The sequence below is a fragment of the Myxococcota bacterium genome (assembly GCA_040387835.1).
Classification (GTDB): Bacteria; Myxococcota; UBA727; order UBA727; family JABDBI01; genus JAZKCZ01.
Genome location: JAZKCZ010000002.1, coordinates 377,806 through 402,098, shown reverse-complemented (window position 1 = coordinate 402,098; position 24,293 = coordinate 377,806). Strand labels below are relative to the sequence as shown.

Genomic DNA, 24,293 nt, shown 5'->3' with positions numbered 1-24,293 from the left:
TAGCTATGGATAAATTGCCACCCTCTTCAAGAGTTACCGGTCGTGAAGAAAGCCCTGAGGATATTTTTGGGACGAAACCTGCCGGTAAAAAGCGTTCAAACGTCGCTTCCTCGCACAAGCCTATTCAGTCCTCCGACAGGTTCCGCCCTGCAGACCCTATTGGAGAAAGGCAAGAGATGATTGGGACGCTGGCTGAGGAAATACCTAAAGCAGTACCCTATAAATTTCTTTTGGGTAAATCGCAGTTAGAAACTGTATATTCTCAGGTTAGAAGATTGCCAGCGGGGCAAGAGCTTAAACATTTAGATATGGCCTTGGATCAGCTGAGTGCCAAGCCAAAATGGTATCATTTCCGTGAAACATTAAGGCAAGGTGATAAGGGCTATAATGATATGCGCAGTCAGTTGGCCGATCATATACGAGAGCTAAAACTCAATTATGCGCCAACACGGCCTTCTCAAGCGTTAGATGCTCCCCCCCCGCCGGTGAGAGCTCGGGCGTCTGTTCGAGAAATATCTCCGTCACCTCAACTATCCCCGGGCCACACTCCGCGAACAGCTCGCACGGTGATGGCAGGAGCATCACAACCTGTTGGCGTTAAAGCTAGAGCCGCCCAGATACATCAGGAGTGGTTTTTGGGCGTTGATGGAAAGAGAGCGGTTGGCTATGCCGATGACAGCAAGGAAAAACAGGCGCTTATAGCCGAGTTGCATAATAACCCGGATCTTTATGCGGAATTTGAGAAGCTCGCCTATAAGAAGAAGTAGTAATTAAGTTAAATCTATAACTTGTTTGTCTTCGAGCGCATTCTTAGATTGACCAGCTCAACAAAGCTTGAAAATCCGAGGGCAAAATAGACGTAGATTCTGGATACTTCTTGCCCGAATGCTTCGGCGATTAATAGCACGCCAATCAGCAACAAGAACGATAGACCCAAGACTTTCATCGAAGGGTTCCTGTCTAAGAAGTCGCTGACGTATTTAGAGGCGACCAGCATGATAACGATGGCAATGATGATGGCAACCGCCATGATGCTTAGCTGAGATGCCAGGCCGACCGCAGTGATAATCGAATCCAGTGAGAACACGATATCCAGCATCAAGATTTGGAAAATGGCAGCACGCATGGTGACGACTCGAACTGTTCGTTCTTGAGACACACCTTCCACGGCGTAAAAGATTTCCTGAGTGGCTTTATAAACCAAAAATAGCCCGCCCAAACCAAAAACCAAATCATGACCGGTAAACCAATGGCCCATGATGGAAAACAGGGGATCTTTGAGGGACAAAAGCCATGACAGCGAGAACAAAAGTGCCAGCCGGCCAAATAGGGCTAAGGAAAGTCCCAGTTTGCGAGCGGTTTCTTGCTGCTCTTTAGGCAGTCTGGCGCAAACAATGCTGATGAACAGAATGTTGTCGATGCCCAGCACGATTTCGAGGGCAGTCAAAGTAATTAGGCTTAAATAGGTATTTGGATCAGTTAATAGCTCGAACATAAGAACGGTCAGGATTTCATAAATCCGGAAACTTGGCAATCAGAGCCCACTCTTTCTCACTAATGGGGCAAACACTTAGGCGGGATTGCTTCACCAAGCTAATCTCTTTCAGCGTAGGGTGAGCTTTTAGTTCTGCGAGGGTTACGGCTTTTTTTAGCCTTTTGCCTAAGGTGATATCGACGCAGACCCACTGTGGGTCTTTGGGGTCGGGGTAGGCCTCACGTGAGACTTTGGCGGTTCCGACAACTTCTTTGGGCCCGACCGATTCATAAATAAAGCAGTCGTCGCCTTTTTTCATCGATTTCAGATGGTTGCGCGCTTGGTAATTGCGCACGCCATCCCAGCAGGTCTTTTTATCGTGTTCCAAATCGGCGTAGCTGAAGGCGGACGGTTCGGTCTTCAAGATCCAAGGCATAACGCTTTATCTAGACATTCTTTGAGAGAATTAACAGGAATTAATGCGAACCCTGGTGGTGCGACCAGCTTGTCCATGCTGGCTTTGGGCAAAAGGGCTCTTTTAAAGCCTAAGCGAGCGGCTTCTTGTAGGCGGGCTTCCACGCGATGCACGCCTCTGATTTCGCCGGATAAGCCTACTTCTCCGAAACACACCATGTCTGCTTCTACCGGCCGGTTAGTTAGACTGGATGCGATGGCAATTGCGACCGGCAAGTCAGCAGCGGGTTCGATTAGGTTAGCGCCGCCGGCGACGTTCACGAACAGATCGTGGCCTGAAAGCGTTAGACCACCGTGCTTTTCCAAAACGGCTGCCAGCATGGTGCAACGGGTCGTGTCCATGCCTACCGTGGTGCGTCTAGGATTACCGAAGAAGCTTTGCACGCAGAGGGCTTGCACTTCGACCAGTAAGGGCCTGGTCCCCTCTATGGCCACAGCAATGGATGAGCCTGGTTTGCCGCCATGACGTTCGGCGAGAAAGAATTCGGAAGGGTTGGTGACTTCGTTCAGACCGTCGCTGCGCATTTCGAAGACGCCGAGTTCTTGAGTTGAGCCGAAGCGATTTTTATGGGCTCTTAAGAAACGATACGGGCCGGTTCGGGTGCTTTCGAAATACAACACCGTATCGACCATATGCTCCAGCAATCTTGGGCCGGCAATTTGGCCATCTTTGGTCACGTGGCCCACTAGGAAAGTTGCCATGCCTAAGGATTTTGATAGATGCACCACTCTCGCGGTTACTTCTCGGATTTGGCTCACTGAACCGGGCGCAGATTCTAGTTCGGGCGCAAATACGGTTTGCACGGAGTCAAGCACCAGCATGTGGGGCTTGATTTGCTCGATGGCTGCCAGAGCGCTGCCTAAGTTGGTTTCGGAGAGTAAGTAGAGATTTTCGTGAAGGGCGTTTAGGCGCTCAGCAGTCATGCGGACCTGAGACATAGACTCTTCGCCTGACACGTATAAAACTGTCCTGCCTAGAGATGCCATTTTGTGAGCGCAGGTGAGCAGCAATGTGCTTTTGCCGATGCCGGGCTCGCCGCCTAAGAGGATTACTGAGCCGGGGACTAAGCCGCCGCCGAGTACTCGATCTAGTTCGCTTTGCCCAAAGGGGAAGCGTTGATTGGTTTCGTGAAGGACATCAGTGATGCGCTGCGGGGCTGTGATTTTGGACGAGCCCTGATTTTTAGGGCCGACTTGGGTGACCTCTTCGGTCATGGAATTCCATGTCTGACAACCCGGGCAACGACCGAGCCATTTTGGCGACGATGTTCCGCAACTTGCACAAACGAATTTAATTTCTTGTTTTATCCCCTTAGCCAAAACCATGCACCTACCATTAACCCAATAACCACTAGGGTCATTAGGCCAATGTAGGCATAGTCTATCCATGGGGAAGACTCAACCGGGGCAGGTTTTGGGGCAGATGCTTCTGCCGCAGGTTCTTCGGAGGCAGGCGCAGGTGTTTCGGGTGGATTTTGATCCTGAAAAGCAGGCATGATGCTGAGTCTTTTTAAGATAGCGGCATTCGAATCGACGAAGCCTAATTTGAGGTCTCCTAGACGAATTTCGTCTGCATCTTGCAGCAGGGTTGGTGCATTGATGGGTTCGTCTTTAAGCAACGTGCCGTTTTTGCTGCCTAGATCTTCGATCCACACACCATCGACATCTTGTTTGATCTTCGCCTGTTTGCGAGAGACGTTTTTGCTGTCGATGACAATGTCAGCCTCTGCAGAACGCCCGATGATGAGCTCTGGCTTTTTAGGATCCAAAGCAATCTTTTGGCCTGACAGCGGTCCGTTTAGGTAAATTAAATAGTAAGGTTCTGTTAAATCCATGGTTACGAACCACTCAGTGCTGTAATAACTCGGTTACATTGTCTGCTTTGCTCTGGGTCCTTAGGACCAGCGCAAAGGGCAAAAGACTGACAGTTAGAAAGCGCTTCGTTGGCGTTTAGTACCTTTTTGAAGTGCATTCCTAGCTGGTAGTAGGCCGGGCAGATTTTATTGTTGAGCTGCACGGCTTTTTGGCACTCTGAGACGGCTAAATCGGTCATGCCATTTTGGAACAAGATAGAGCAATAGCCGTAGTGCCCCGCAGCGTCGTTGGGGTTTTTCTTGAGTTGGTCAACGTATGATTTAAGAGACTGGCTCTTAAACTGGCTGCCTTGATAGGCGCTATCGGTACCAGCGATGCAGACGGCGTTTTTCTTGTTGCTCGCTAAGCATTCGATAAATTGCTGAAGCGCTGCGTCGTATTGTTTTTCGTAAAGCAAGGTTTGCCCGTAGCTTTCGTGGCAGGTTTCGTTGCCTGGATCCACCTGAAGGCAATTTTCGAAATAGGTGGTGGCTTCTTTGAGGTCTGCCTGTCTACTTTGCTCGTTTTTCTGCAGAGCAGCTTCGTAGGTCTTCACCAAGCCGAGATCTCGGTAGCCGTTCACGTAGGCGGGATTGACGGCAATCAACTTTAAGAACTCTTTGCGAGCGTGGGTGTAGTTTTGCGTAGCGACTGGCAAATCTTTTTGGATACTGGCTTTTTGGCCGATGCGAAGATAACTTAGGCCTAGATTATAACGTGCATCTTCATAGCCCGGGTCAATGTCCAGGGCGGCTTTAAAATAAGGGATGGCGTCCGAAAAATTGTTTTGTTTGAAATAGATGGCGCCTAAGTTGTTGCGCGCTTGAGCGAAGTTTTTGCTTTGTTTAATGGCTTTGGTAAACCAGCTAATGGCAGAGCCGGTATTGCCCTTCGCATAGGCGACGATGCCCATGCCGTTCATGCACGCAGCGACTGACTCATCGTATTCTAAACATAATTCGCACCTGATTTTGGCGCCTTCGTAGTCTTCGATTTGCAAACTCTGAACACAGGCGTTTTCTTGGGCCAACGCTCTTGGGTTAATTGGTGTTGGTTTTCCACAAGACAGCATCAAGCCAAAAAACACCAAGGTACCAATCAACAGCATGTAGCGCATAGATGACTCCAGGGGTATAAGTTACAACGAAAGGGATAGCATCTGCAAAGCCCAGCCCCAGGTCAATTTTAAAAACAAGGCAGGGGCTAGGGTAGACATGACCGCCATAAATAGCGAAAGTCCATAAAACCCCTTTAGAGCTTTCATTAACAGTATAAATGACCAGATTGGCGCAATGATCGGACCCAAAAGAGGCACAATCGAAAATAGCATCGGCACCTGAGCCAACGCCACCAGACGCACGGTGGTTTCATAGGAAGTCGGTAGATTCGCCGAGATCAAATTTTTAATCAGAAAATGCAGCGCGCTGGCAAATAGGAAAATACCAAAAAAAGCGATCGCGGGCGAAAACAGCAAAGTTAAAATAGCCTGCTTTTTCATCAGAACAATTTCGGCAGGTTTGATCATACCGTTAAAAAAGACCGGATCAATGCTAGCCAAAAAAAATTGAGTTAGCCCTGAGCAGACGTTGCCAACAAATAAGCAGAAAACGCCCAATAACGTGACTTTCGGGCCTAAGCTCGCAGGAGACAATTCTCTAAAAAAGGTGGTTGGCCTTCTCAGAAGCATGGTTAAAGACGGCAAAGGCGTGGACATAGCCTCGGAAATAAGATTGCGTGCTTCAAACGTCAATAAGAAACAATGAGAAAACAGATTTTTGTTCTAGCGCTGGCGTTGTCGCTTTCTGCATTTTCAATCACAGGGCGAAATTTTGTATTTGAAAATTTTGAGGGACAAAACAAAGATCAAGTTGCAGCCGTCGTTGAGCTTTGCAATGAATATCATCTAACTTATAACACCTTGCACCCGATTTTCGGCACCGCTTGCTATCCAGCTTTGTTAAGTGGGCACCTGGCCAAACAAGGGGTTCAACTTGTTTTCGTTCGAACAGGCGAGCTCGCCGGGGTGCTCGCTGGGCTCACTTGGATTGGCAATGAAGGTGCACCAGATCTGTTACTTTCCAGCGCTCTTTCATTTACCATTGAGGAAAAGGCGGAAATTCATTCCGCTGCTTCGACGATACCGCCTAGCGATAACGACGGTGTTTGTCCTGCATCGATATTCAATATTGCACTGCTGGCAGACTTTGGATTAGTCGCCACAGTTTTGGGCGGACTTTATACAGTATATGGCTATGTTAAGAATGCCCCTGCTGCAGTCCAACAGCCTAAGAGAGTGGCCATCACTGCGGTGTCGCGACGAAGGGGTCAAGTTTCAAATGCGCGGCGGCTTGAACCGATTTCGGACGGATCGCTTTCGGCCTTTGATTCAAGTAGTGAGGGCATGCCCGATTTGGGAACAGCAGCGCGCGAGGTGCTCTCGCAAAGCAGACGTTCGAATCGCCCGTACTCAAGGACGCCACCTCCGGAAAGGTCGTCTTCAAGATCGCCTCAGTCTTCAGACGATATTGCACAGCTGACGGCTAAAGCGCGCCGGTGGATACAAATATTTGCTCAGCTATCACCGAGTAGTAGTAGAGACGAACAGCTTATCGAAAACATAGATATGCATCTGCGCGCCATCCGAGACAGCCTTTATGAGCAACAAATCGGTGGTAATGCAGAAGAAATTATTGCGGATGTTGCAAACACGTTGCAGCAGCTGGGGCAGACGAAGAAGCCGAAGCTGCTACGTGCTCATCTTTAAGATAAGGCCTTCTAAAAGTGTTGGAAGTACGACGCTCCAATGGGCTTTTGAGTAGATTTTGATCTGCAGTCTTAAATGGGGGTTCTTTGCCAAGTGGCCATAGGAATGATCCTGGGGGGCGTTTGTGCAGGGGTTCGGGAAGCTTGCGTTCGTAGACGTAGGTTGCGGTGGAGCCGGAGATGCGGGCTAGGGTGTGGGCGTATTGGTCGGCCAAGAAGTGAACATCGCCTTTGAGGTCTTGGTAGGACTCGAACAGATGATATTCAAAAATGTGGTCTTTGCTGTCTCTAAACTGCCATACGCCGATGATTTTGCCTTCATGTACAATCGTGCCAGCGGCGTTGCCTACGGCGTCGTAGATGAACGGATAGTCGCTCTTTTTGGCGGTACGCTTGCGTGTGACCCAGGCGGTGGTGAAGGGATCAAAAGGCGGCAGAAATACGATGCTGTGATCTGAATTGCCGTGTTGTCTGATATTTTGAACTCGTTCTTTTAAAACCAGCATTTCGTCTTTGTGCCCTTCTATTTGGGCGATGCTGAGTTCGCGTCTTAAGGTCGATAGCGATCGATGTACTTGAGATTCACTGAGGCCGGTCCACCAAATGATGTCTTCTTTGGAGACAGGGCCATAGGTCGAAATGTAACGCCTGATGAGCTGACAACGGGCTGTTTCTTGGTTTTCTGAGGTAAGTTTGAAATCTGGAAACCAATTTTTGGTCAGCGCGTAAAGAAAGTCGTTGCCCTTCCAACCTTTATGGTACGTGCGCACCAGAACGCCTAGTTCGCATAACTTACGCACCAGTAGCTTTTGGACATCGGCCACAGGCAGGGCGTGATTTTTGGGATATAAGATTTCCATCACTTGTTCGTGACTTTGAGGAATGTGGAAATTGGTGTCTTCTAGGCGATGATGCATGCGCAGGAGATCGTCTTCATCAATGCCGGCTGCGTTAAGTTTGCTCTGGTTGCTCATTTTGAGCGGATGGCTGAGGGCTCTGAAATAAAGTGGGTAGTCGACGCTTGCCATGAGAAACAGCGAGTTTCTGAAGCTGTTGGCTCTGACCAGGGTGCGGTCGGTTAAGATCGCTTCGTCCAAATCATTGAGTCGCATTTCTGGGCGGCGCGCTAAAATAGACAAAAAGGCCACGGGGTTTGCGCCTGCAAATCCGATCCGGCTAGCCAGCGCTTCCACCAATGTCTCTTGATCATCAAAATGAATTAATGAGGTGTGATGATAGCTCTGGATTGCTTTCAGAGTGAATTTCTCAATTCTCTGGTTCATAAGTTCATGGATAAACGAAAGCCAAAGTGAAAGGCAAACGATAAATCAACATGAGATGATGGAATTGACACCCAGGCCTGTGAGCTCCACGAGAACCATGATTTTGGTGGTATTGGCTTTTGCGGTCTCAGTTATTTTAGTTTTAGGGAAGGTCGGAATAGCCAATTAAAGACTGTTCCATGCGATCCCCTACAATAATTGGGACACGCTTTACTGTACGACCTTTGGGAGCCATGATGACTTCGCGCACTTGAAACTTATGCACTTCCACCACAATACCGCTGCGATCAGGCGTAAAATTAAACCGGCCTCTTTCTTCTTGGTCGAAAAAACAAGCCATGCCCACTTTAGGCTCGATGGATCCTCTGGGATAATAAAGATTTTGCCTTTTTAAAAAGTGAATCAGATTGGCGGTACTTCTAAAGAAGTAGGGCATCTCTGGGGTATTGGAGCCGCCGCCTATTTTTCTATAGCCGCTTTCGTCTTTCCAAAAGTCTTTTTCGATGGCTTCGCGTAGCCAAGGCGCGCCAGCGATCATGACGACATCCGCAACGCACAAGGAAGAGTGCACGGGGTCGAAATCTGGGTCTGCTTTGCCGCCAATTAAACTTGCTGCAATTTCAGCTGCTGCATTTCGTCTTTCTTCGCGGGCCTTGCTGGTCATAAGCAGAAATAGATATAGGCCCAAGGCGCCGTAAGCAATAGTGCATCGATGCGATCCAAAATCCCTCCGTGGCCTGGCAATAATTTGCCTGAGTCCTTCACACCATACACCCGTTTGACTTTGCTTTCTATTAAATCACCCAGTGGTGCCAGCACAATGCAAGGTATGGATACCCAAAGGACATCCGTTAGCGAAAGTGGCAGCAGTAAATCACGCAACAATACAGGAACCAAGACGCAACCAATGGCGCCGCCGATAAAACCTTCCCAGGTCTTTTTTGGGCTAATGCTGGGAGCCATCGGATGTTTGCCGACGGCCCTACCGGTGAAATAGGCAAAGGTATCGCTGGACCAAGTCGCGATGAAAACGAGAAGAATCGCTTCGAAACCGGCCTTTTCTCGCAAGAAGTAGAGAGATGCGATGCCCGCTGTAATATAGATGCCGCCTATCAACATGATGCTATTTGGGGTTTTGATCATGCGAGCATATTCGATTAGGCTTAGGATCCAAATCACTCCCAATAGGGTTATCAGGGGCCAGTGGCTTTGGTGAAATAGCCATAAAACACCTGGCAATAAAATAATGGCACTTAAAACGCGAAGCAATAAATTCATGAGCTTTTTCCAAATCGGCGATTGCGACTCGCGTAGCTTTCCAGGGCTTCGTCTAAATTCGCTCTTTTAAAATCAGGCCAAAAAACCGGCGTGATGTAAAGCTCTGAATAAGATAGCTGCCACAAAAGAAAGTTCGACAGACGCATTTCTCCGCTGGTCCTGATAAATAGATCAGGATCGGGTAGATCTTTTGTTTCTAGATATTTTTCAAATAACTGTTCAGAAATATTTTTAATGGCTATTTTTTTATCCACGACATCTTGAGCGATTTTTTGACTCGCTTTGACGATTTCGTCTCTTGAGCCGTATGATAAAGCTAGGGTTAGATTGAGTTTGGTGCCGTGTTTGGTTTTTTCGCAAATGGCGGACAAGGATCTTTGCAGCATCAGTGGCAGTTTGTCCGTGCTGCCAATGGTTCTAACGCGGACGCCTTTTTCGATCAGCTCAGACGCGTCTTTTTTTAAATAATTTTTAAGCAGATTCATGAGACCCGAGATTTCTTCTTTGGGTCTGCTCCAGTTTTCCGAAGAAAAGGCATAGAGCGTTAGGTAAGAAATACCGAGTTCACCGGCGTATCGAACGATATCAGCCGCCGAGTCGGTGCCAGCACGGTGACCTTCTAAGCGGCCGAGGCCCCTTTGTTTGGCCCAACGACCATTCCCATCCATGATAATGGCAATGTGTTTTGGGAGCATTAGGCACTTCGGCGAACGATGTTTAAGAAGTCATTCGAGAAAGTGTCAATCTCAGACGCAAAGCCTCGAATGCGGTTTGAAAAATAATTATAAGCAATCACTGCTGGAATCGCGGCGATTAAGCCGGCAGCGGTAGCGATGAGGGCTTCAGCGATGCCTGGAGCCACGGTGGCAAGACTGGCGGAACCTTTGGCGCCAATCTCTTGAAAAGCGGCCATGATGCCTACAACGGTGCCAAACAGACCAATAAAGGGGGAGGTTGAGCCAACGGTGGCTAAAAAAGGAATCATGCTTTCAAGCTCAGCCATCTCTGCCATGCTGGCTTTGCGTAGCGTGTGCTCTAAAGCGATATCGTCTTTTTCTAAATAACCTTTTCTGAAAACTTGAGCCAGGGGGCTTTGGTCAAAACGCCTTGATTCTTCGAATACTTGATCAAGGTGCCTGACTTTCCAGAACATATCCGTAAATTCCGCAGATCTTTTGCTTGCTTTCCTCAAAGAGAAAACTTTTAGCAAAATGATGGACCAGCTAACCAGCGAGAACACCAATAAGATAGCGAGAACGCTTAGAGCGATCCAGCTTGACTGCGAAATCCACGAAAAGTTCATCATGTGTTTATCCTACTTACCTGAGTAGTATTCCACAATCATCTGTTCATTGACAATGACTGGGATGTCTTCTCTGGATGGCATCATCGTCATTTTGATTTGATCAGTTCCTTCAACCGTTGCCAAATAGGCTGGAACGATCAAATTGTTTGGATCTTGACGGTTTGCAGCAATGGCTTCTTTCATCTTGGACTTTTCATGAACAGCCAATACTTCGCCAGCTTCTACAGCGTAGGATGGGATATCCACGCGGCGTCCGTTGACAGCAATATGACCGTGACGAGCCATCTGCCGAGCAGCGGAAATGCTTGGTGCAAAACCTGCTCTAAACAAAACGCTGTCTAGTCTGCTTTCTAGGCTTGTGAGTAAAGTAAGACCCGGGTTTCCTTTGACTCTGAAAGCAGTTGCAACGTAACGCTTCAATTGCTTTTCGCTCAGGCCGTAATGGAAACGTAGCTTTTGCTTTTCTCTTAGGCGCAAAGCAAATCCAGAGAGTTTGGATTTCTTGGTCGGACCATGTTGGCCCGGCCCATAAGGTCGTCTCAAATCCGGATCTGTGCGCATTAAGCCGGGAAGAGGTGTGCCAAGACGGCGAATAATTTTCAAACGAGGACCACGATATCGTGCCATTTTAATTGCTCCTAAATTTGCTCTACCGCTTTAGGACTAAGCAGTTTCTATGGGCAGAGCTCCTGATTTTCGTAGGTGTAATTAGTGCTTTGGTCAACCCAGGTCCTATGCTAGGGGTTTTTATATGAAACGATTTGGTATTTTTGGTTGGCCCCTAGATTATAGTCTAAGTCCTGAGATTCATAATGCAGCGTTTAAGCAAGCGGGCCTTGACTGGTCTTATGAGCTGCTGCCGACCAAATCTGAAGACTTAGCAGCAGCTGTCATACGCTTTCGGGAGGAAAGTTTCGGCGGCGCTAATGTGACGATTCCTCATAAAGAGAAGATTATCCCTTTTTTAGATGGCCTCACGGATACAGCTGCGGCGATTGGCGCGGTGAACACGCTGTTTTGGAAGCATGATAAGTTGATTGGGGACAACACAGACGCGCCCGGCTTTTTGGAAGATTTGCGAAAGAAAGAAGTGCGACTGCCTGGCATGAAAGCGTTGGTTTTGGGAGCAGGGGGCTCGGCCAAAGCGATCGGTTACGCGTTATTTCATGGCCATGCGGACAATATTGAAACCTGGACCAGATCGAGCGGCGCGATGCCGATGCCCGGGGATATAACCGTCAACTGTACGCCGGGCTTGAGTCCTGAATATCTAGAGGAGATTCAGTTTGGACCGGGTCAAGTGCTTTACGACTTGGTTTATGATCCGGAGGAAACGCCTTTAATGAAGAAGGCCATCGCGGGCGGCGCAAAGGCGTTTAATGGTAAGGGGATGTTGCTGGAGCAGGCTGCTTTGAGCTTTGAGATTTGGAGGACAGGATAATACCTCTCCTGCTGCGCAGAAGAGGATTCTGTCTGTTATCCCTCTCCCACTTCGTGGGAGAGGGAGATTTTGGCTCCGCCAAAATCGGGAGAGGGTTGTAGCCGATCCCGGCGATTGAAAGTCTAACGTTGGGGGGAAACCTCTCCCGATTTTGGCTAGCCAAAATCTCCCTCTCCTACAAAGTAGGAGAGGGTATCTTGCCCTGGCTCGGGTGCGGGGAGGGAGATTTCTCATGCAACACCTCCCAAATCTTCTGTAAAACCGACTCCCGCTGCCCCAAAACTTCGTTGTTCCAAAATCTCAAAACAACCAGCCCCTTGCTCTTTAAAAATGCAGTCCGTCTTAAATCATAAATCAACGCCGGCTCGGCATTATGTTGCCCGCCATCTAATTCGATAACCAGTCTCTTGGCCGCGCAATAGAAATCCACAATAAAGGGCCCTATCGGAACCTGTCTGCGAAACTTGAATCCAGCGAATCGATGAGCCCTAACCATCTTCCACAACCAAAGCTCCGCAGATGTCTGCGACTGACGAAGTTCGCGGGCATAAGGCCTGAGAGACTGTTGCATAAGTGCGATACCAGTTCTCGACTAACTTTGGCGTACCCTACAGGGATCGGGTACAGCCCTCTCCCGATTTGGCTGAAGCCAAATCTCCCTCCCCCGCAAGCGAGGGAGGGCAAGATGCCCTCTTCTACAGTGTAGGAGAGGGTATTTTTGTGGTGATTACTGCTTGCATCGGACCTAGTTCGGTTAGGTTGGTGGTCTGGGGGTGGGTGCTTGCTAGGATATTTTCGGGAGTGATTTGGGTGTTTAGCGAGATCCAATTGGCAGGGCTAAAGTTCATCGCTACCCAAATTGTTTGATCTTTATACTCTCTTTTGAATATCAGCAGATTTTTGATGCCGGTTTTATAGAGTGTTTGTTTGCCTTTTGCCAACGCCACATGTTGCTTGCGTAGAGAGATCAACTTTTTGTAAAAATTCAGCAAGGATTTTGCATCTTGTTCTTGTTCTTCCACACTCACGGCGCCTTCTTTGTCGAAGGTGATCCACGGTTCTACCTTGGAGAACCCTGCATACGCAGTATTGTCCCAATGCATCGGGGTGCGACAGCCGTCTCTGCCAATCTGGGCGAAATAGGCTGGCTTCCACATGATTCTGGGCAATGGGTCTTTGCCTAAAGCTTGTGGAACGTAGGCGTCTTTAAGGCCGATTTCTTCGCCATAGTATAAGACCGGGAAGCCTTTGCTGGTTAAGGTAAAGAGGGCGGCTAAACGCGTTTCGGCGGCTGTGTGAGTGGTCGAGAATCTTTGATGATCGTGGTTATTGAAGGTCACCACCATCGGAATATCTCTAGGCATGAGTGCTTCGTGCTCTGTGATAATATTCTCCAGCCCTTCGGCTGAAAATTTGTTCGATATAAAGTCGCGGTGCAATGATAGATGAAGCCCGGTGCCCTTGGTTTGATTGGATACGGAGCGAGCCGCGTAGATCGCCTGCTCGCCGTCGTCCACATCAACTTCGCCGAGAAGTAGAGCGTTATGATTGTCGGCGATGGTTCGCAGTTTTCGATAAAAATTGGCTAAGTCTGGGTGATTTTTGTCGTACAGATGCTCTTGGCCCATGTATGCATAGACGCTACTTTGAAACCATTTCGACCAGGAGTTGGTGGCGGGGTTATCCCTGAGGCCAGCATCTTTCATGTAGTAGTTGGCGAGATCTAGTCTGAAGCCGCTGACGCCTCTTTCCAGCCAGAAGTGCATAATTTTTTCGATTTCTTTTTGGACTTCTGGGTTGCGCAGGTTCAGATCGGGCTGCTCTTTAAAGAAAGAATGCTGGTAATATTGATTGCTCGATTCGTCATACACCCAAGAGGATTCGTCTAAACGAGAGCGCCAATTGTTTGGGGGTTGATTTCCTTTGCCATCTGACCAGATGTACCAGTTTCGTTTGGGATTTGATTTCGAAGATTTGGAAGCCAGAAACCAAGGATGCTGGTCCGAAGTATGATTAATGACCAAATCCATCATGATTTTGATGCCGCGCTTATTGGCTTGTAAGGTTAGCTGCTGGAAATCCTGATGTGTCCCAAGGGCTGGGTGGATGCTGAAATACCCTTTGACGTCGTAGCCAAAGTCGTAATCTGGCGATTTATGAATTGGGGATAGCCATAAAGCATCAACGCCCAGGCTTTGCAGATAGTCTAATCTAGAGATAAGGCCAGGGATGTCGCCAATGCCATCGTTGTTGGAATCTTGAAAACTTCGCAGGTAAACTTGGTAGACCACTTTGCCTTCCCACCAAGCATTTGCATATAAGCTGACACTAAAGATTAAGAACAGAAAGGATTTGATATACATAGCTCTGCACTATGTAAGCCGCTCTTTTCACTTTGGCAAGTTTCGCCCTGCGCCACCGCGGGCTGCGTATTTTGGAGAACAATTAGGTGCGAAAGATCGAAATGCCGCGCTTTTAGTTCAGCAATAATCTTGTCGTATACTGGCTTTTCTAAGGTGGGGGTTCGGCTTAAGATTTTCAGTTGGCGCTTTCCAGGTTCGCTGACCACAGCAAATTGGTAGTTGGGGTCTAGATCTATGATCCAGTGTTCGTTGGCATCCAGACCTACCCAGTTCAGCCATTTAGGCCCGAGTTGAATTTTAAGCTTTGAGTTATTGGGCGGGTTTTCGATGGCTATTTTGGAAACCGACTGCTTGCGAGAGCCGTTGGCTTTGCGACAAAAGTGCCGCACTTGCATGGCACCATTTTTCCATAGGTACTCGGCTTTGCTTTCAACGCAGTTGGTTTCAGCCGAATCCGGAAGTCTGGCGATTTCATGCCAGGTACCTGCATACCTTTGTAGGTCCACAAAAGGCACTGGCGTGAGTTCGTGGCTATTGCTGTAGGCGACGTGCGCACTTAACAGAAGAAAAATAATTCTCGCTTTCATCTCAAATATTCTTATCTTCTCATGACGGGTTTGGCCCCCCGCTTACGTCCTAGGCTAAAGAGAGGATATAGGGGGATGCTGACAAATAGGATTATCATCGCGGTTCGAACCAATGCGGCATCTGAACCAGCGACAACCGACAGGCAGTACAGACTGGCGATTGCTAGCGTAATGGACAACCCGACTCGTTGCCAACGCGTGCTATCAACATTCCAGGTATAGCTTAAAAAGGCAACCCCGGAGTAAAGATAGGGCAAAACCGTCAAAATGACAGCGATATTAATGATCTTATCGAACTCTCTGGTCAAGCTGGATGAGTGAATGCCCAACACGATCAAAGTCATTAAGATCCCAGAAAGCACAAAGTTCCAAACCGGGATGCCCCGACCATCCTTCTTGCTATAGATCTTTAGAAATAGTCCGTCTTTGGAGGCTGCATAAGCGGATTGATTGACGATTAAAGTCCAACCGACCAACGACGAAAATGCTTTAAAAATAGCGCATACGGCCATGATCATCGCGCCTGCGGGACCAATCATTTTAAAAGCGGCATCCGAAAATGGCGCCGACGAATTAGAAAGATCTTCAGCCGTCATGAGCCCCATCAACAGGCTGGAAGTTCCAATATATAATACCGCTGACATACAAAAGCCGATCAACGTAGCCAAAGGGATATTGCGTTTGGGGTTATCAATCACATCGGATGCCACAGACGCGCTTTCAATGCCCATAAAGGCCCACAGCGCAAATGTGCCGCTCTTGGTGAGCGCGTGGGTAAAAGAAAGCTGATGCGGATTCCAGTTAGCGCTAAATAGAGATGGGTCAAACCATATCCATCCAAAAATTAAAAGCAGCAAAATGGGAACCAACGCCAGCAAAGTTCCTGAACTGGTGAATAAGCCCACCCACCTGGGTCCTCCCAAGTTTATTATGACAGCGAGCCAGACTAGACCAGTCGTAAAATATAAATCCAACTGCATGCTCTTTAAAGCTGGGATGAACTCCGTAAAATATCCAGTCACCGTTGTGGCAATGGCAATATTGCCAACGACATTGGCGGTCCAATAGACATAGTTGGTCTGAAAACCCGAGTAATCGCCTAATGAGTCTCTTGCGTATCCATACGGCCCACCCGCAACAGGCTGAATCGATCCCAAAAGAGCGAACATCAGCCCAATGGCACCAGCGCCTACCGTTGCCATCAACCAGCCCCAGATGGAGATACTGCCAATGCTGGCCATGCTCACAGGCAGCAAAAAAATGCCTGTTCCCACCATGTTGACCAGGACCAGCAGGCTGGCCATGAGCAGATTCATTTTTTTGGGCTGGGCATCGGTCATTTGAGAACCAATAAGTGATAAACGCCGTTTTCAGGCTCGATCCCGTGAGTATCGTGGGCAAAGCCTGGGAATTCTTTGTCCCATGCCTCGAGTGCCAGCAGGTACTTCATGAAAGGCTCGTCAGCACTGCCAATATTTTCGCCCGGCATAATTAACGGAATCCCTGGTGGGTAAGGCACCAACCCGGTCGCCGCCGTCCTGCCCGCCGCTTGGTTTAATGGAATGCGCTGAATGGCATTAGCAAGAAGACGTTGATAGGCATCCGCCGGGATCATGGTCGGCGTCGGCAGTTTTGAAAATGCTTTGGCTTGAAGATCCAAGGTGCCATTTTTCACCATATGATCCTGCATACGCTTGCCTAAGTCTTTGAGACCGAGGCCCGGATAAAAATTTGCAATGGCAGGGATCGCTTCGGTGAGTGGCAGATTCGCATCGAAATCTTGTTTAAATGCGAGCAGCTGGTGCAGCAGTGTGCTCCATTTCGCATTGGTCACTCCAATCGAGAAAAGAAACAAAATGGAGTAATCGTTGGTTTTCTCAACTTCAATGCCCTTGGCATCAAGATAGGCAGTCAAAAGACCTGCCGGAAAATTGCCGGGCGTGGTCACCACTTGCACTTTGATGGGATCAAGCATGCAATAGTCGTCTTCTAGGTGGAACCCATGCCATTCGTCGTTAGGATGCAAGACCCAACAAGACGGGTCACATGCCAGGCGATCAGGCGACACTTGTTCGAAGGGTGTTTGTTCGATTTCGGTAGGATTCCAGGTTTGGAAAAACCAATCGTTGCTATCGGCATGCTCGCGCCAAAGTTTGGTGACCAGCTGTCTAAAAGCGATGGCGTCCCTAATCGCTTCATCCATCAAAGCTTCACCACCGGGCCCGTCCATCATAGATGTCGTGACATCGTTCGATGCAATTATGGTGTATAAAGGGGAAGTGGACGCGTGCATCATAAACGATTCGTTGAAGCGCGCATGGTCAATGCTGTTGCGGCCGTCTTTTATATGGATAAACGACGCCTGAGAAAGCGCGGCGAGCAGTTTGTGCGTGGAATGTGTCGCAAAGAGGGTGGGGCCTTGCAGCGAGCCGTTTTCCGAACCCTTTCGCATAGCATGACGCCCTCGATAGAGCGGATGAAACCTGGCGTAAGCATACCAAGCTTCGTCAAAATGGATTCTGTCGACTGAATCACCAATAAGCTCTAAAACACGATCCACGTTATAGGTCAGCCCGTCATAAGTGGAGTTGGTGATAACGCAATGAACCGGCGTGCCATTGGCATGAATCGCTTCTGAAACCAAATGCTCGGGCGGAATTGGCCCGATAATGCCGTATTGGTTTCTCGTAGGCATTAAATACTGTGGAATCGCGCCAGTCAGAGTTAGCCCGTGTTCGGTGGATTTATGGCAGTTGCGATCCACCAGAGCCAGTTGGCCTCTACAAACCGAAGCCATCCAGATGATGCGATTCGAAGTGGAGGTACCGTTGGTTACGCAATAGGTTCGATCCGCGCCGAACACCCTAGCAGCATATTTTTCACCTTCACCGATCGGTCCGGAGTGATCAAGCAGTGATCCCAGTTCACCTACACTAATCGACAAGTCGGATCTAAATAGATTCTCACCAAAGTAATCGAAAAATAACCGGCCAGCAGGTGCCTTTTGAAACGCTGTGCCACCGGTATGCCCTGGTGTGTGCCACGAGTATTCATGGATGTGATCAAATTCAAGCAGCGCCTTGGCCATCGGTCCTAAAATATTGCTCGAATATAAGTGAATGCTCGCTTCAATACGCCCAGCAATAAACGGCAAGCTGTCTTCGAATAGCCAAATTAATTCGCTAACAATAGTTAAGATTTCTTTGGACAAATTCGCTGAGTCTTCTCGCTCGATCAAAAGAAATATCGGGATTTTGCCGTTTCTCTTGCGAATGACTTGGATAAGCTCCAAGGCGCCAGGCAGTGTCCAGCTGACCAAAACGCCATGAAGGCTCGCGTCGGTGGAGAAGATGCTGGCGCTGTCATCGGATCCCTTGACCATGTCAATATCGCGCATGAGCAGCTCTTCTTCTAGAGCCATCAGCGCTCGTGCAGCGCCGCCGCCTTCTTCAATCGCTTCATGAGCAAGCAGGACGCGATGTCTTATCACCGCAGAAGTTCTTTCAATCATACTTTTTCTCCTTTGGTGGTTAAGGCGTACATGGCGGTGCTCGCGAGCAGGATAACGGCTAGCCAAGCGGGCTCACCGCCTTTGGTGCCGATGACTGCCCAACTACAAAATGCGATGCTAACGACACTGATAAAGATGATGACGCCTAGGGCCTGATTTGCTCTGCTCGCAATGGCAATCAAAGCGCTTGCGACATAAATATAAGCAACCAGGGTTAATAAAACTGCTATCGACGAAATGGTGCCAAACTCTTTGCTGGCTGAAGGAGAAACGGTCAAAATGACGCAAAGGGTCATCAAAACAGCGACAATAATCAGCCCCATCACTGGCGTGCCTTTGGCATTCGCGCGACCGAATATTTTGGGAAACAGTCCGTCATCTGATGCCGCTTTTGCGGAGAGCCCTGTGGCCATGATCCAACCGCCCAAAGAGCCTAAACACCCTGCTGCCGCGCAAAAAGATACAATACCGCCGCCGATTTCGCCCATCGCCAACTTTGCTGCATCTGCGAATGGTGCCGCTGATTTGATGAGTTCCGGCCCCGGGATAACGCCCATGATCGCGGTACAGGAAAGCAGGTAACAAACCGCCGCCAGTGCCACGCCGCCGATGGTGGCAATGGGCACATTTTTCTTCGGGTTTTCTACTACGCCAGCCGCAACCGACGCCGTTTCAACCCCAATAAAGGACCAAAGGGTCACGTTTAAAACGGACTGAATTGCGGGAAACGTCCCTAAGTGCTGAACATTCCAAGATGTCATGTAGGTATCGAGGCTAAATCTAAACCAGCCAAAGATAGCCACGCCAACAATGACGATCAGCGCCAGCACGGTGGTCACTGATTGAACTCTTGAGGTAATTTTAGGGCCTAAGATATTAATATAAGTAAAGAGCCAAATCATGCCGATGCAGGCAATAGCGCCGCCCATTGGCGTTCCTAAAGTCGAAAAAAAGAAGCTGAGATAGCCAACACCAACGACCGTCAAAGCAACGTTGCCGATCCAGTTGCCCACCCAATAGAGCAAGTTGGTTTGATAACCAATAAACGGCCCGAAAGCGCGTTTGGCATAAGCGTAAGAGCCGCCAGCGCTGTCATCGATGGAAGACATACGCGCATAAACCATGGATAAACAAAGCGCCCCAATTATGGTGACGATCCACCCGTAAATAGCGATTCCACCTGTTGCGGCTAAATTCGCCGGCAACATGAAAACGCCTGAACCCATGATATTTCCAGCAACCATTAGGGTGGCTGGAACGACACCGACTTTATGTTGATTTTCGACCATGGCCAAAGACTACCTCAGGCCTTTTGGAGAAATCTAAATTTTTCGAATTTGTTTGCGTGTTAGCCTTTCATCAAATCCATGATTTTATCAAAACCCTTGGTCATGAATAGATTTACCGATTGCTGATCGCCCGGATCAGGCGCTACATTTAATGAACGAAGCATCTGAAACGCATTGGCACGCGCTTGTTCCCTATCTTTGGCTATACCGAGCGTGCTGACAAAGTCCATTGATTGGTTGACCATGTCGAGATCTCTGGCTGGCGGTACTTGATATTTGGACTGTAAATGCTCCAACGCGAGACCGTACAGCAGACTGGCATGTTCGCTGCGCTCTACACCTAGGGTGCGATTGATGAATTTTCTGCCGAAAGTGGCTAAAGATTTTAGGCCCATGCCCGCTTTGGCAACAGCGCCAGCGGCTGAAATCCCAACACCAATCGGTGCACCGATGATGGAAGCTGAAACGCCGGCGCCGATAGTTTGTACATCAGTGGCAACGCTGCTTCTTTGAAGTTTGGCAAAGCGTTTTTGAAGTTGCACTTGGGCGTATTCTAAAGTGTTGGCGAGCAGAAGATTGACACCGCGGCTTTGATTCTCCTGCCAAAACTGCTTTGGAGCGACTCCTCGGGCAATGTCTAATGCGGCATGTGGCTGTTTGGTTAAAATCTTCATGCGAGCTTGATTGAGGGCGGTAAAATCTTCGCTCGTTTCTTTTAGCTCGTTATTTTCTTTTCGCTTGGCAAAGAAAGTGGCGACCAGGCCGAGTACTGGGATATTGTGCAAAATACTGGCACCGTGCGAGGCGGCGAGATCTTGTACTTTTTCGCCAGCCTCAGCTGCAGCTTCTTTGGGATCTATCGTGAGACGCTTTAACTGTTTGGCAGCGACTTGGGTTCTGAAATTGCCGCGCCGCCTTGGAACCGCTTCCGCGCTTTCTAAATCCATAGGCTCGAGGAATTTTTCTTCAGTTGCGATCTTTTGGGCAGCTTTGGAATCGTCTTGGTCACTGGCAAAGCTGGCGGCCGGCGATTTAGGGCTTGATGGCGCGGTAGCTGGTTCTGCCGGTTCTTCGATTTCTTCTTCTAACGGGAGCTCTTCTTCAATGGGTTCAGGCATACCCAAGGATACAACGGACGAATGAGCCACAGCAATCGTTGGGTGACATTACGCGTTTAGGTAGTCCGTTAACCTGCGGACGTTATCTTCAGGTGTTTGCTGCAAGATCCCATGACCGAGGTTGAAGATAAAGCCTGTCTTAGGCGCCTGTGCCAGAACGAAATCGATTTGATGTTTGAGCTCATCCCAGGGTGCCAGCAGAGTGAGAGGATCTAAATTGCCTTGGATGGGTTTATGAGTGCCCAAAATTTCATGCGCTTGCCCCAGTGGCATGCGCCAGTCAATGCTATAGGCATCAGCATCTAACTTCGCAATTAGATGGTTAAATCCTGCAGTGCCAGTGGAAAAATAAATGACAGGCTTGCCTGAGCGTTTTGCGGTCCTAATAACCTTTTGAGTGTGTGGAAATACAAAACGCTCATAATCTATCGCACTGAGCGATCCGGCCCAGCTATCGAAGACTTGCAGTACATCTACGCCCGCATCAGCTTGAAGCAGCAAATACTGCCCGACTAATTCAGCCAGCGTGCTCATGAGACGATGCCACGCTTCCGGCTCTGAATACATGAACGTTTTGGCTAAGCGATGATCTTTGCTGGAGCCGCCTTCGATGGCGTAACAGGCGAGTGTAAACGGCGATCCTGAAAAGCCAATCAAAGGCACTTTGATTTCAGGCTTTACCAGTTTGATAGCGTCCAGCGTAAAGCCGACGGTTTCTTCAATGGGCCTTAAAGTGAGATTTTGCACCTGCGCACGGGTGCGAATGGGATTATCCAAAACCGGACCTTCGCCGTGAACGAAATCGAGACCGAGCCCTAACGTTTCCAAGATCGGCAAAATATCAGAAAATATGATCGCTGCATCGAGTTTAAACGCCGCCAAAGGCTGAAGCGTGACCTCACATGCGAGCTCAGGCGTTTTGACCAACTCGAGCAAAGTATGCTTGGCGCGCAAAGCTCTATACGAAGCCATATAACGGCCGGCTTGACGCATCAGCCAAATGGGCGTTTTGGAAACTGGCTTGTTTTGAAGAGCGTTTAGGAAATCCATTGGGCCACATCTTTTGCAAAGTAGGTAATAATTTGATTCGCACCCGCTCGCTTAATAGCGGTCAGGCTTTCAAGCGCGGTGCTTTGTAAATCGGTCCAGCCTAACTGCGCGCTGGCATGAAGCATCGCGTATTCACCGCTGACTTGGTAGGCGGTGATGGGTACGTCGAAGTTAGCCTTGGCGCTTTGAATAATATCTAAATAAAAGCCGGCCGGTTTGACGATTAGGATATCCGCGCCTTCGGCAATGTCGATGGCCATTTCTTTAATGGCCTCGCGAGCATTGGGCGGATCCATCTGGTAGGTTTTTCTATTGCCGAACTGCGGCGCACATTCAGCCGCTTCCCTAAAAGGGCTATATAGGCTGCTGGCATACTTAACCGAATAGCTCATGATGGGCGTATAGATAAACTTTGCCTCGTTAAGACCTGCTCGAATGGCTTGCACCATCCCGTCGATGCAGCCAGAGGGTGCAATCATATCTGAGCCTGCACTCGCATGAACAACCGCTGCTTTGGCTAAATATTCTAAAGTTGGTTCGTTTAAAAAATGGCCGTTCGATGGGTCTATGAGCGTGCAGTGACCGTGGTCAGAATAATCGCATAGGCAGAGATCTGAAATAACGAGCAAATCGGGACATGCTTTTTTAATGACCTGAATTGCGGATGCAGCAATGCCCGACGCGCTCAAATTATCGCTGCCATGAGCGTCTTTTTTTTCTGGAATTCCAAAGAGCATGACGGCTTTAATGCCAAGTTGCTCGACATGCTTGACTTCGTCTACCAAGGACTGAAGGCTATGCTGGAGTTGACCAGGCATGGAGCCAATAGGCTTCTTATCATTCCCATGGCGCACAAAGATGGGATAGATGAAATCGCTGACTGACAGGCGCGTCTCTTGAAGCAGTTCGCGCATATTCGGCGTGCGTCTTAACCTTCTTGGACGATTAATGGGGTAGGCAGGGAAATTGTTCATGCGAAATATTCCTCAAGAATTTGGACGAGACCACTGGGGCTGGGCTCTTTAGCGCAGATAACCTTTTGAAAGCCGCTCGCCAAAGCAGCCTTATAAGTTGTCGTGCCAATGCAGGCAACGGGTACGGTCAGGAAGTTTGGCGCGCGCTCTAGAAAAAATTTCACCGTAGACGGACTAGTGAAAGTAACGGCATCGATGGAATGCTTTGACAAGTCGATATCGCTTTGGGCTGCCTGCGTGGTGTAGCTCAAAATGCGCTTAACGGCGTGGCCAGACGCTTTTAGGGCTTGTTGCAAGCTATCATCCGCTAAATTGCTTTGCGGCAGCAAAATACGCTGTGGTGGCATGCTCTCGAACATGCCGGCCAAAGAGGCTGAATTGGGGGCTCGCTGTGCATCAATGCGGGCGATCTGCAGTGATTGAGGCAGGTTGATTTGTGCAAAGGCTTGCGCGTTATTTTGGCTGGTCAGCAATAACCAGTCAAAGGCTTGTAAGTTAATATCAGGCAAAGGCTCGAATGTTATTTCGATACAAGGATATGAAAACGCGGTGGCGCCCGCCTCTTCTATGCAGGATACCAGAGTTTGGCTCTGCGAGAGGCTTCGGGTGACAACGATGCATTTACTCGCCAATGAGCTCATGAGCTCCTTGCGCTAAAGCCTGCTTGGCTAATTCATGGCCAAGTTCGATGGGATCATTGCCAGCGAGCGTCAGGCGAATTTCGCGTGTGCCTTGCGGATTTAGTACTTGGCCTTCTAGGTAAATGGTTTGGTCTTCAACATAGGCCAAGGCTGAAATGGGAAGCGAGCAACCACCGCCTAGCCCTTGTAAAAAGGCGCGCTCTGCCTGAGTGCATTTACCAGTATCTTCATGATGAAGCGGCTTTAGAAGCGTTAAAAACTCGGTTTCGTTGCGGCATTGAACGGCGAGAGCACCTTGGGCGGGCGCAGGTAACATTCGAGCTGAATCGATTTCTTCGGAGATATGCTTTTGAAGATCTAAGCGCTCGAGGCCAGCGTGTGCTAGGACGATGGCGTCTAACGAGGCGGCTTTTTTAAGGCGTGTGTCAACGTTGCCTCTGATGGATACGATGTCTAGATCAGGTCTTAGAGCTAAAAGTTGTGCTTTGCGTCTGGCGCTGCTGGTGCCAACTTTGCCGCCCATGGGCAGCGTGGCTAAGGTGTGGCCAAAGATACTGATGAGGGCGTCTGTGGGCGTTGCGCGTTCGAGGATGGCGCCGAGGCAAAGACCAGGCGGGTTTTGGACCGGCAAATCTTTTTGGCTGTGTACGGCAAGGTCGATTGTGCCTTCTGTAAGGGCTTGTTCAAGTTCTGCCGTAAAGACACCTTTCCCACCAATTTCGGGTAAGGGACTTTTTTGGTCCAAATCGCCTGATGTTTCAAATATGTGTGTGACAAATTGAATTTCAGGCCAGGCTTTTTCGAGAGCTGTTTGGACAATGTGTAATTGCGCACGGGACAGCTTGGATCCACGTGCTCCGATTCGAATAGGCATTGATTTTTGCTAA

At 48.9% G+C, this 24,293-nt stretch carries 26 protein-coding genes; 3 read left to right on the top strand and 23 right to left on the bottom strand.

All coding sequences use genetic code 11. The features are described 5' to 3' along the window. Positions 1-5: 5 nt before the first annotated feature. Positions 6-767 carry a hypothetical protein gene (locus V4534_04625; GenBank protein MES2504146.1) on the top strand — a complete coding sequence of 254 codons (762 nt, stop codon included), beginning with the start codon at positions 6-8 and terminating at the stop codon, positions 765-767. A 14-nt stretch (positions 768-781) separates the two neighbouring features. Here the strand turns inward: V4534_04625 and V4534_04620 are convergent, their stop codons facing one another. The 6 genes from V4534_04620 to V4534_04595 are packed head-to-tail and all read right to left on the bottom strand — an operon-like array spanning position 782 to position 5,516. Then, positions 782-1,495: a TerC family protein gene (locus V4534_04620; GenBank protein MES2504145.1), complete on the bottom strand. Its 714-nt coding sequence runs from the start codon at positions 1,493-1,495 to the stop codon at positions 782-784. 16 nt (positions 1,496-1,511) lie between these two features. After that, on the bottom strand, positions 1,512-1,910 hold the full coding sequence (locus tag V4534_04615; protein ID MES2504144.1) for an EVE domain-containing protein: 399 nt from the start codon (positions 1,908-1,910) through the stop codon (positions 1,512-1,514). Next, complete coding sequence (gene radA / locus V4534_04610) at positions 1,895-3,274, bottom strand: DNA repair protein RadA (protein ID MES2504143.1); 1,380 nt, start codon at positions 3,272-3,274, stop codon at positions 1,895-1,897. The genes V4534_04615 and radA overlap by 16 nt, the downstream gene beginning before the upstream one ends. Beyond that, positions 3,253-3,783, bottom strand: coding sequence for an FHA domain-containing protein (locus tag V4534_04605; protein ID MES2504142.1), 531 nt, complete (start codon positions 3,781-3,783; stop codon positions 3,253-3,255). Before V4534_04605 ends, radA begins: the two co-directional genes overlap by 22 nt. A 2-nt stretch (positions 3,784-3,785) precedes the next feature. Further along, positions 3,786-4,919: a tetratricopeptide repeat protein gene (locus tag V4534_04600; protein ID MES2504141.1), complete on the bottom strand. Its 1,134-nt coding sequence runs from the start codon at positions 4,917-4,919 to the stop codon at positions 3,786-3,788. 21 nt (positions 4,920-4,940) lie between these two features. Then, entirely contained in the window at positions 4,941-5,516 is a 576-nt protein-coding gene (locus V4534_04595) for a YIP1 family protein (GenBank protein ID MES2504140.1), read from the bottom strand. Positions 5,517-5,561: 45 nt separating this feature from the next. On the opposite strand from V4534_04595, the gene V4534_04590 reads away from it, so the two are divergent. Next, positions 5,562-6,566, top strand: a complete 1,005-nt coding sequence (locus tag V4534_04590) for a hypothetical protein (protein MES2504139.1) — start codon at positions 5,562-5,564, stop codon at positions 6,564-6,566. On the opposite strand, the gene V4534_04585 is transcribed toward V4534_04590, so the two are convergent. The 6 genes from V4534_04585 to rpsD all read right to left on the bottom strand — a co-directional run bounded on the left by V4534_04585 (position 6,490) and on the right by rpsD (position 11,059). Then, positions 6,490-7,848: a crosslink repair DNA glycosylase YcaQ family protein gene (locus V4534_04585; protein ID MES2504138.1), complete on the bottom strand. Its 1,359-nt coding sequence runs from the start codon at positions 7,846-7,848 to the stop codon at positions 6,490-6,492. The two genes, V4534_04590 and V4534_04585, sit on opposite strands and share 77 nt — an antisense overlap. Before the next feature lie 142 nt (positions 7,849-7,990). Then, positions 7,991-8,512 carry a hypothetical protein gene (locus tag V4534_04580; protein MES2504137.1) on the bottom strand — a complete coding sequence of 174 codons (522 nt, stop codon included), beginning with the start codon at positions 8,510-8,512 and terminating at the stop codon, positions 7,991-7,993. Beyond that, on the bottom strand, positions 8,509-9,126 hold the full coding sequence (locus V4534_04575; GenBank protein ID MES2504136.1) for a phosphatidate cytidylyltransferase: 618 nt from the start codon (positions 9,124-9,126) through the stop codon (positions 8,509-8,511). The genes V4534_04580 and V4534_04575 overlap by 4 nt, the downstream gene beginning before the upstream one ends. Beyond that, on the bottom strand, positions 9,123-9,821 hold the full coding sequence (locus V4534_04570) for an isoprenyl transferase (protein ID MES2504135.1): 699 nt from the start codon (positions 9,819-9,821) through the stop codon (positions 9,123-9,125). The genes V4534_04575 and V4534_04570 overlap by 4 nt, the downstream gene beginning before the upstream one ends. Next, entirely contained in the window at positions 9,821-10,432 is a 612-nt protein-coding gene (locus V4534_04565; GenBank protein MES2504134.1) for a MotA/TolQ/ExbB proton channel family protein, read from the bottom strand. Before V4534_04565 ends, V4534_04570 begins: the two co-directional genes overlap by 1 nt. Positions 10,433-10,441: 9 nt before the next feature. Continuing rightward, a complete protein-coding gene (gene rpsD, locus V4534_04560; protein MES2504133.1) occupies positions 10,442-11,059 on the bottom strand; it encodes a 30S ribosomal protein S4 in 618 nt (205 codons plus the stop codon). Positions 11,060-11,183: 124 nt separating this feature from the next. Here rpsD and V4534_04555 point away from each other — a divergent pair, with 124 nt between their 5' ends. Continuing rightward, positions 11,184-11,873 (top strand): shikimate dehydrogenase, encoded by a 690-nt coding sequence (locus V4534_04555; protein MES2504132.1) that lies wholly within the window; start codon positions 11,184-11,186, stop codon positions 11,871-11,873. A 175-nt stretch (positions 11,874-12,048) separates the two neighbouring features. Here the strand turns inward: V4534_04555 and V4534_04550 are convergent, their stop codons facing one another. The 11 genes from V4534_04550 to hemC form a co-directional block, all read right to left on the bottom strand. Then, positions 12,049-12,444: an endonuclease domain-containing protein gene (locus V4534_04550; GenBank protein ID MES2504131.1), complete on the bottom strand. Its 396-nt coding sequence runs from the start codon at positions 12,442-12,444 to the stop codon at positions 12,049-12,051. Between the two features lie 124 nt (positions 12,445-12,568). After that, positions 12,569-14,236, bottom strand: a complete 1,668-nt coding sequence (locus V4534_04545; GenBank protein ID MES2504130.1) for an alpha-amylase family glycosyl hydrolase — start codon at positions 14,234-14,236, stop codon at positions 12,569-12,571. Continuing rightward, positions 14,209-14,823, bottom strand: coding sequence for a lipocalin family protein (locus V4534_04540; GenBank protein MES2504129.1), 615 nt, complete (start codon positions 14,821-14,823; stop codon positions 14,209-14,211). Before V4534_04540 ends, V4534_04545 begins: the two co-directional genes overlap by 28 nt. Before the next feature lie 11 nt (positions 14,824-14,834). After that, complete coding sequence (locus tag V4534_04535; protein ID MES2504128.1) at positions 14,835-16,163, bottom strand: amino acid permease; 1,329 nt, start codon at positions 16,161-16,163, stop codon at positions 14,835-14,837. Beyond that, entirely contained in the window at positions 16,160-18,334 is a 2,175-nt protein-coding gene (locus V4534_04530) for an Orn/Lys/Arg decarboxylase N-terminal domain-containing protein (GenBank protein ID MES2504127.1), read from the bottom strand. The genes V4534_04535 and V4534_04530 overlap by 4 nt, the downstream gene beginning before the upstream one ends. Beyond that, positions 18,331-19,623, bottom strand: a complete 1,293-nt coding sequence (gene adiC / locus V4534_04525; protein MES2504126.1) for an arginine/agmatine antiporter — start codon at positions 19,621-19,623, stop codon at positions 18,331-18,333. Before adiC ends, V4534_04530 begins: the two co-directional genes overlap by 4 nt. A 59-nt stretch (positions 19,624-19,682) precedes the next feature. Next, positions 19,683-20,741 (bottom strand): hypothetical protein, encoded by a 1,059-nt coding sequence (locus tag V4534_04520; protein ID MES2504125.1) that lies wholly within the window; start codon positions 20,739-20,741, stop codon positions 19,683-19,685. Between the two features lie 48 nt (positions 20,742-20,789). Further along, positions 20,790-21,791 (bottom strand): uroporphyrinogen decarboxylase, encoded by a 1,002-nt coding sequence (gene hemE, locus V4534_04515; protein ID MES2504124.1) that lies wholly within the window; start codon positions 21,789-21,791, stop codon positions 20,790-20,792. Further along, positions 21,779-22,765, bottom strand: a complete 987-nt coding sequence (hemB, locus tag V4534_04510) for a porphobilinogen synthase (GenBank protein MES2504123.1) — start codon at positions 22,763-22,765, stop codon at positions 21,779-21,781. Before hemB ends, hemE begins: the two co-directional genes overlap by 13 nt. Then, positions 22,762-23,406: a uroporphyrinogen-III synthase gene (locus V4534_04505; protein MES2504122.1), complete on the bottom strand. Its 645-nt coding sequence runs from the start codon at positions 23,404-23,406 to the stop codon at positions 22,762-22,764. Before V4534_04505 ends, hemB begins: the two co-directional genes overlap by 4 nt. Continuing rightward, positions 23,387-24,280 carry a hydroxymethylbilane synthase gene (gene hemC / locus V4534_04500; protein MES2504121.1) on the bottom strand — a complete coding sequence of 298 codons (894 nt, stop codon included), beginning with the start codon at positions 24,278-24,280 and terminating at the stop codon, positions 23,387-23,389. The genes V4534_04505 and hemC overlap by 20 nt, the downstream gene beginning before the upstream one ends. Positions 24,281-24,293 lie beyond the last annotated feature (13 nt).

Coding starts and splice junctions, on each gene's coding strand:
- V4534_04580 (MES2504137.1), bottom strand. CDS start 8,512: ATGACCAGCAAGGCCCGCGAAGAAAGACGAAATGCAGCAGCTGAAATT.
- hemE (MES2504124.1), bottom strand. CDS start 21,791: ATGGATTTCCTAAACGCTCTTCAAAACAAGCCAGTTTCCAAAACGCCC.
- hemC (MES2504121.1), bottom strand. CDS start 24,280: ATGCCTATTCGAATCGGAGCACGTGGATCCAAGCTGTCCCGTGCGCAA.
- V4534_04600 (MES2504141.1), bottom strand. CDS start 4,919: ATGCGCTACATGCTGTTGATTGGTACCTTGGTGTTTTTTGGCTTGATG.
- V4534_04615 (MES2504144.1), bottom strand. CDS start 1,910: ATGCCTTGGATCTTGAAGACCGAACCGTCCGCCTTCAGCTACGCCGAT.
- V4534_04590 (MES2504139.1), top strand. CDS start 5,562: ATGAGAAAACAGATTTTTGTTCTAGCGCTGGCGTTGTCGCTTTCTGCA.
- V4534_04625 (MES2504146.1), top strand. CDS start 6: ATGGATAAATTGCCACCCTCTTCAAGAGTTACCGGTCGTGAAGAAAGC.
- V4534_04570 (MES2504135.1), bottom strand. CDS start 9,821: ATGCTCCCAAAACACATTGCCATTATCATGGATGGGAATGGTCGTTGG.
- rpsD (MES2504133.1), bottom strand. CDS start 11,059: ATGGCACGATATCGTGGTCCTCGTTTGAAAATTATTCGCCGTCTTGGC.
- V4534_04605 (MES2504142.1), bottom strand. CDS start 3,783: ATGGATTTAACAGAACCTTACTATTTAATTTACCTAAACGGACCGCTG.
- V4534_04540 (MES2504129.1), bottom strand. CDS start 14,823: ATGAAAGCGAGAATTATTTTTCTTCTGTTAAGTGCGCACGTCGCCTAC.
- V4534_04520 (MES2504125.1), bottom strand. CDS start 20,741: ATGCCTGAACCCATTGAAGAAGAGCTCCCGTTAGAAGAAGAAATCGAA.
- V4534_04595 (MES2504140.1), bottom strand. CDS start 5,516: ATGTCCACGCCTTTGCCGTCTTTAACCATGCTTCTGAGAAGGCCAACC.
- V4534_04545 (MES2504130.1), bottom strand. CDS start 14,236: ATGTATATCAAATCCTTTCTGTTCTTAATCTTTAGTGTCAGCTTATAT.
- adiC (MES2504126.1), bottom strand. CDS start 19,623: ATGGTCGAAAATCAACATAAAGTCGGTGTCGTTCCAGCCACCCTAATG.
- V4534_04505 (MES2504122.1), bottom strand. CDS start 23,406: ATGAGCTCATTGGCGAGTAAATGCATCGTTGTCACCCGAAGCCTCTCG.
- V4534_04555 (MES2504132.1), top strand. CDS start 11,184: ATGAAACGATTTGGTATTTTTGGTTGGCCCCTAGATTATAGTCTAAGT.
- V4534_04535 (MES2504128.1), bottom strand. CDS start 16,163: ATGACCGATGCCCAGCCCAAAAAAATGAATCTGCTCATGGCCAGCCTG.
- V4534_04585 (MES2504138.1), bottom strand. CDS start 7,848: ATGAACCAGAGAATTGAGAAATTCACTCTGAAAGCAATCCAGAGCTAT.
- V4534_04620 (MES2504145.1), bottom strand. CDS start 1,495: ATGTTCGAGCTATTAACTGATCCAAATACCTATTTAAGCCTAATTACT.
- hemB (MES2504123.1), bottom strand. CDS start 22,765: ATGAACAATTTCCCTGCCTACCCCATTAATCGTCCAAGAAGGTTAAGA.
- radA (MES2504143.1), bottom strand. CDS start 3,274: ATGGTTTTGGCTAAGGGGATAAAACAAGAAATTAAATTCGTTTGTGCA.
- V4534_04565 (MES2504134.1), bottom strand. CDS start 10,432: ATGATGAACTTTTCGTGGATTTCGCAGTCAAGCTGGATCGCTCTAAGC.
- V4534_04550 (MES2504131.1), bottom strand. CDS start 12,444: ATGCAACAGTCTCTCAGGCCTTATGCCCGCGAACTTCGTCAGTCGCAG.
- V4534_04575 (MES2504136.1), bottom strand. CDS start 9,126: ATGAATTTATTGCTTCGCGTTTTAAGTGCCATTATTTTATTGCCAGGT.
- V4534_04530 (MES2504127.1), bottom strand. CDS start 18,334: ATGATTGAAAGAACTTCTGCGGTGATAAGACATCGCGTCCTGCTTGCT.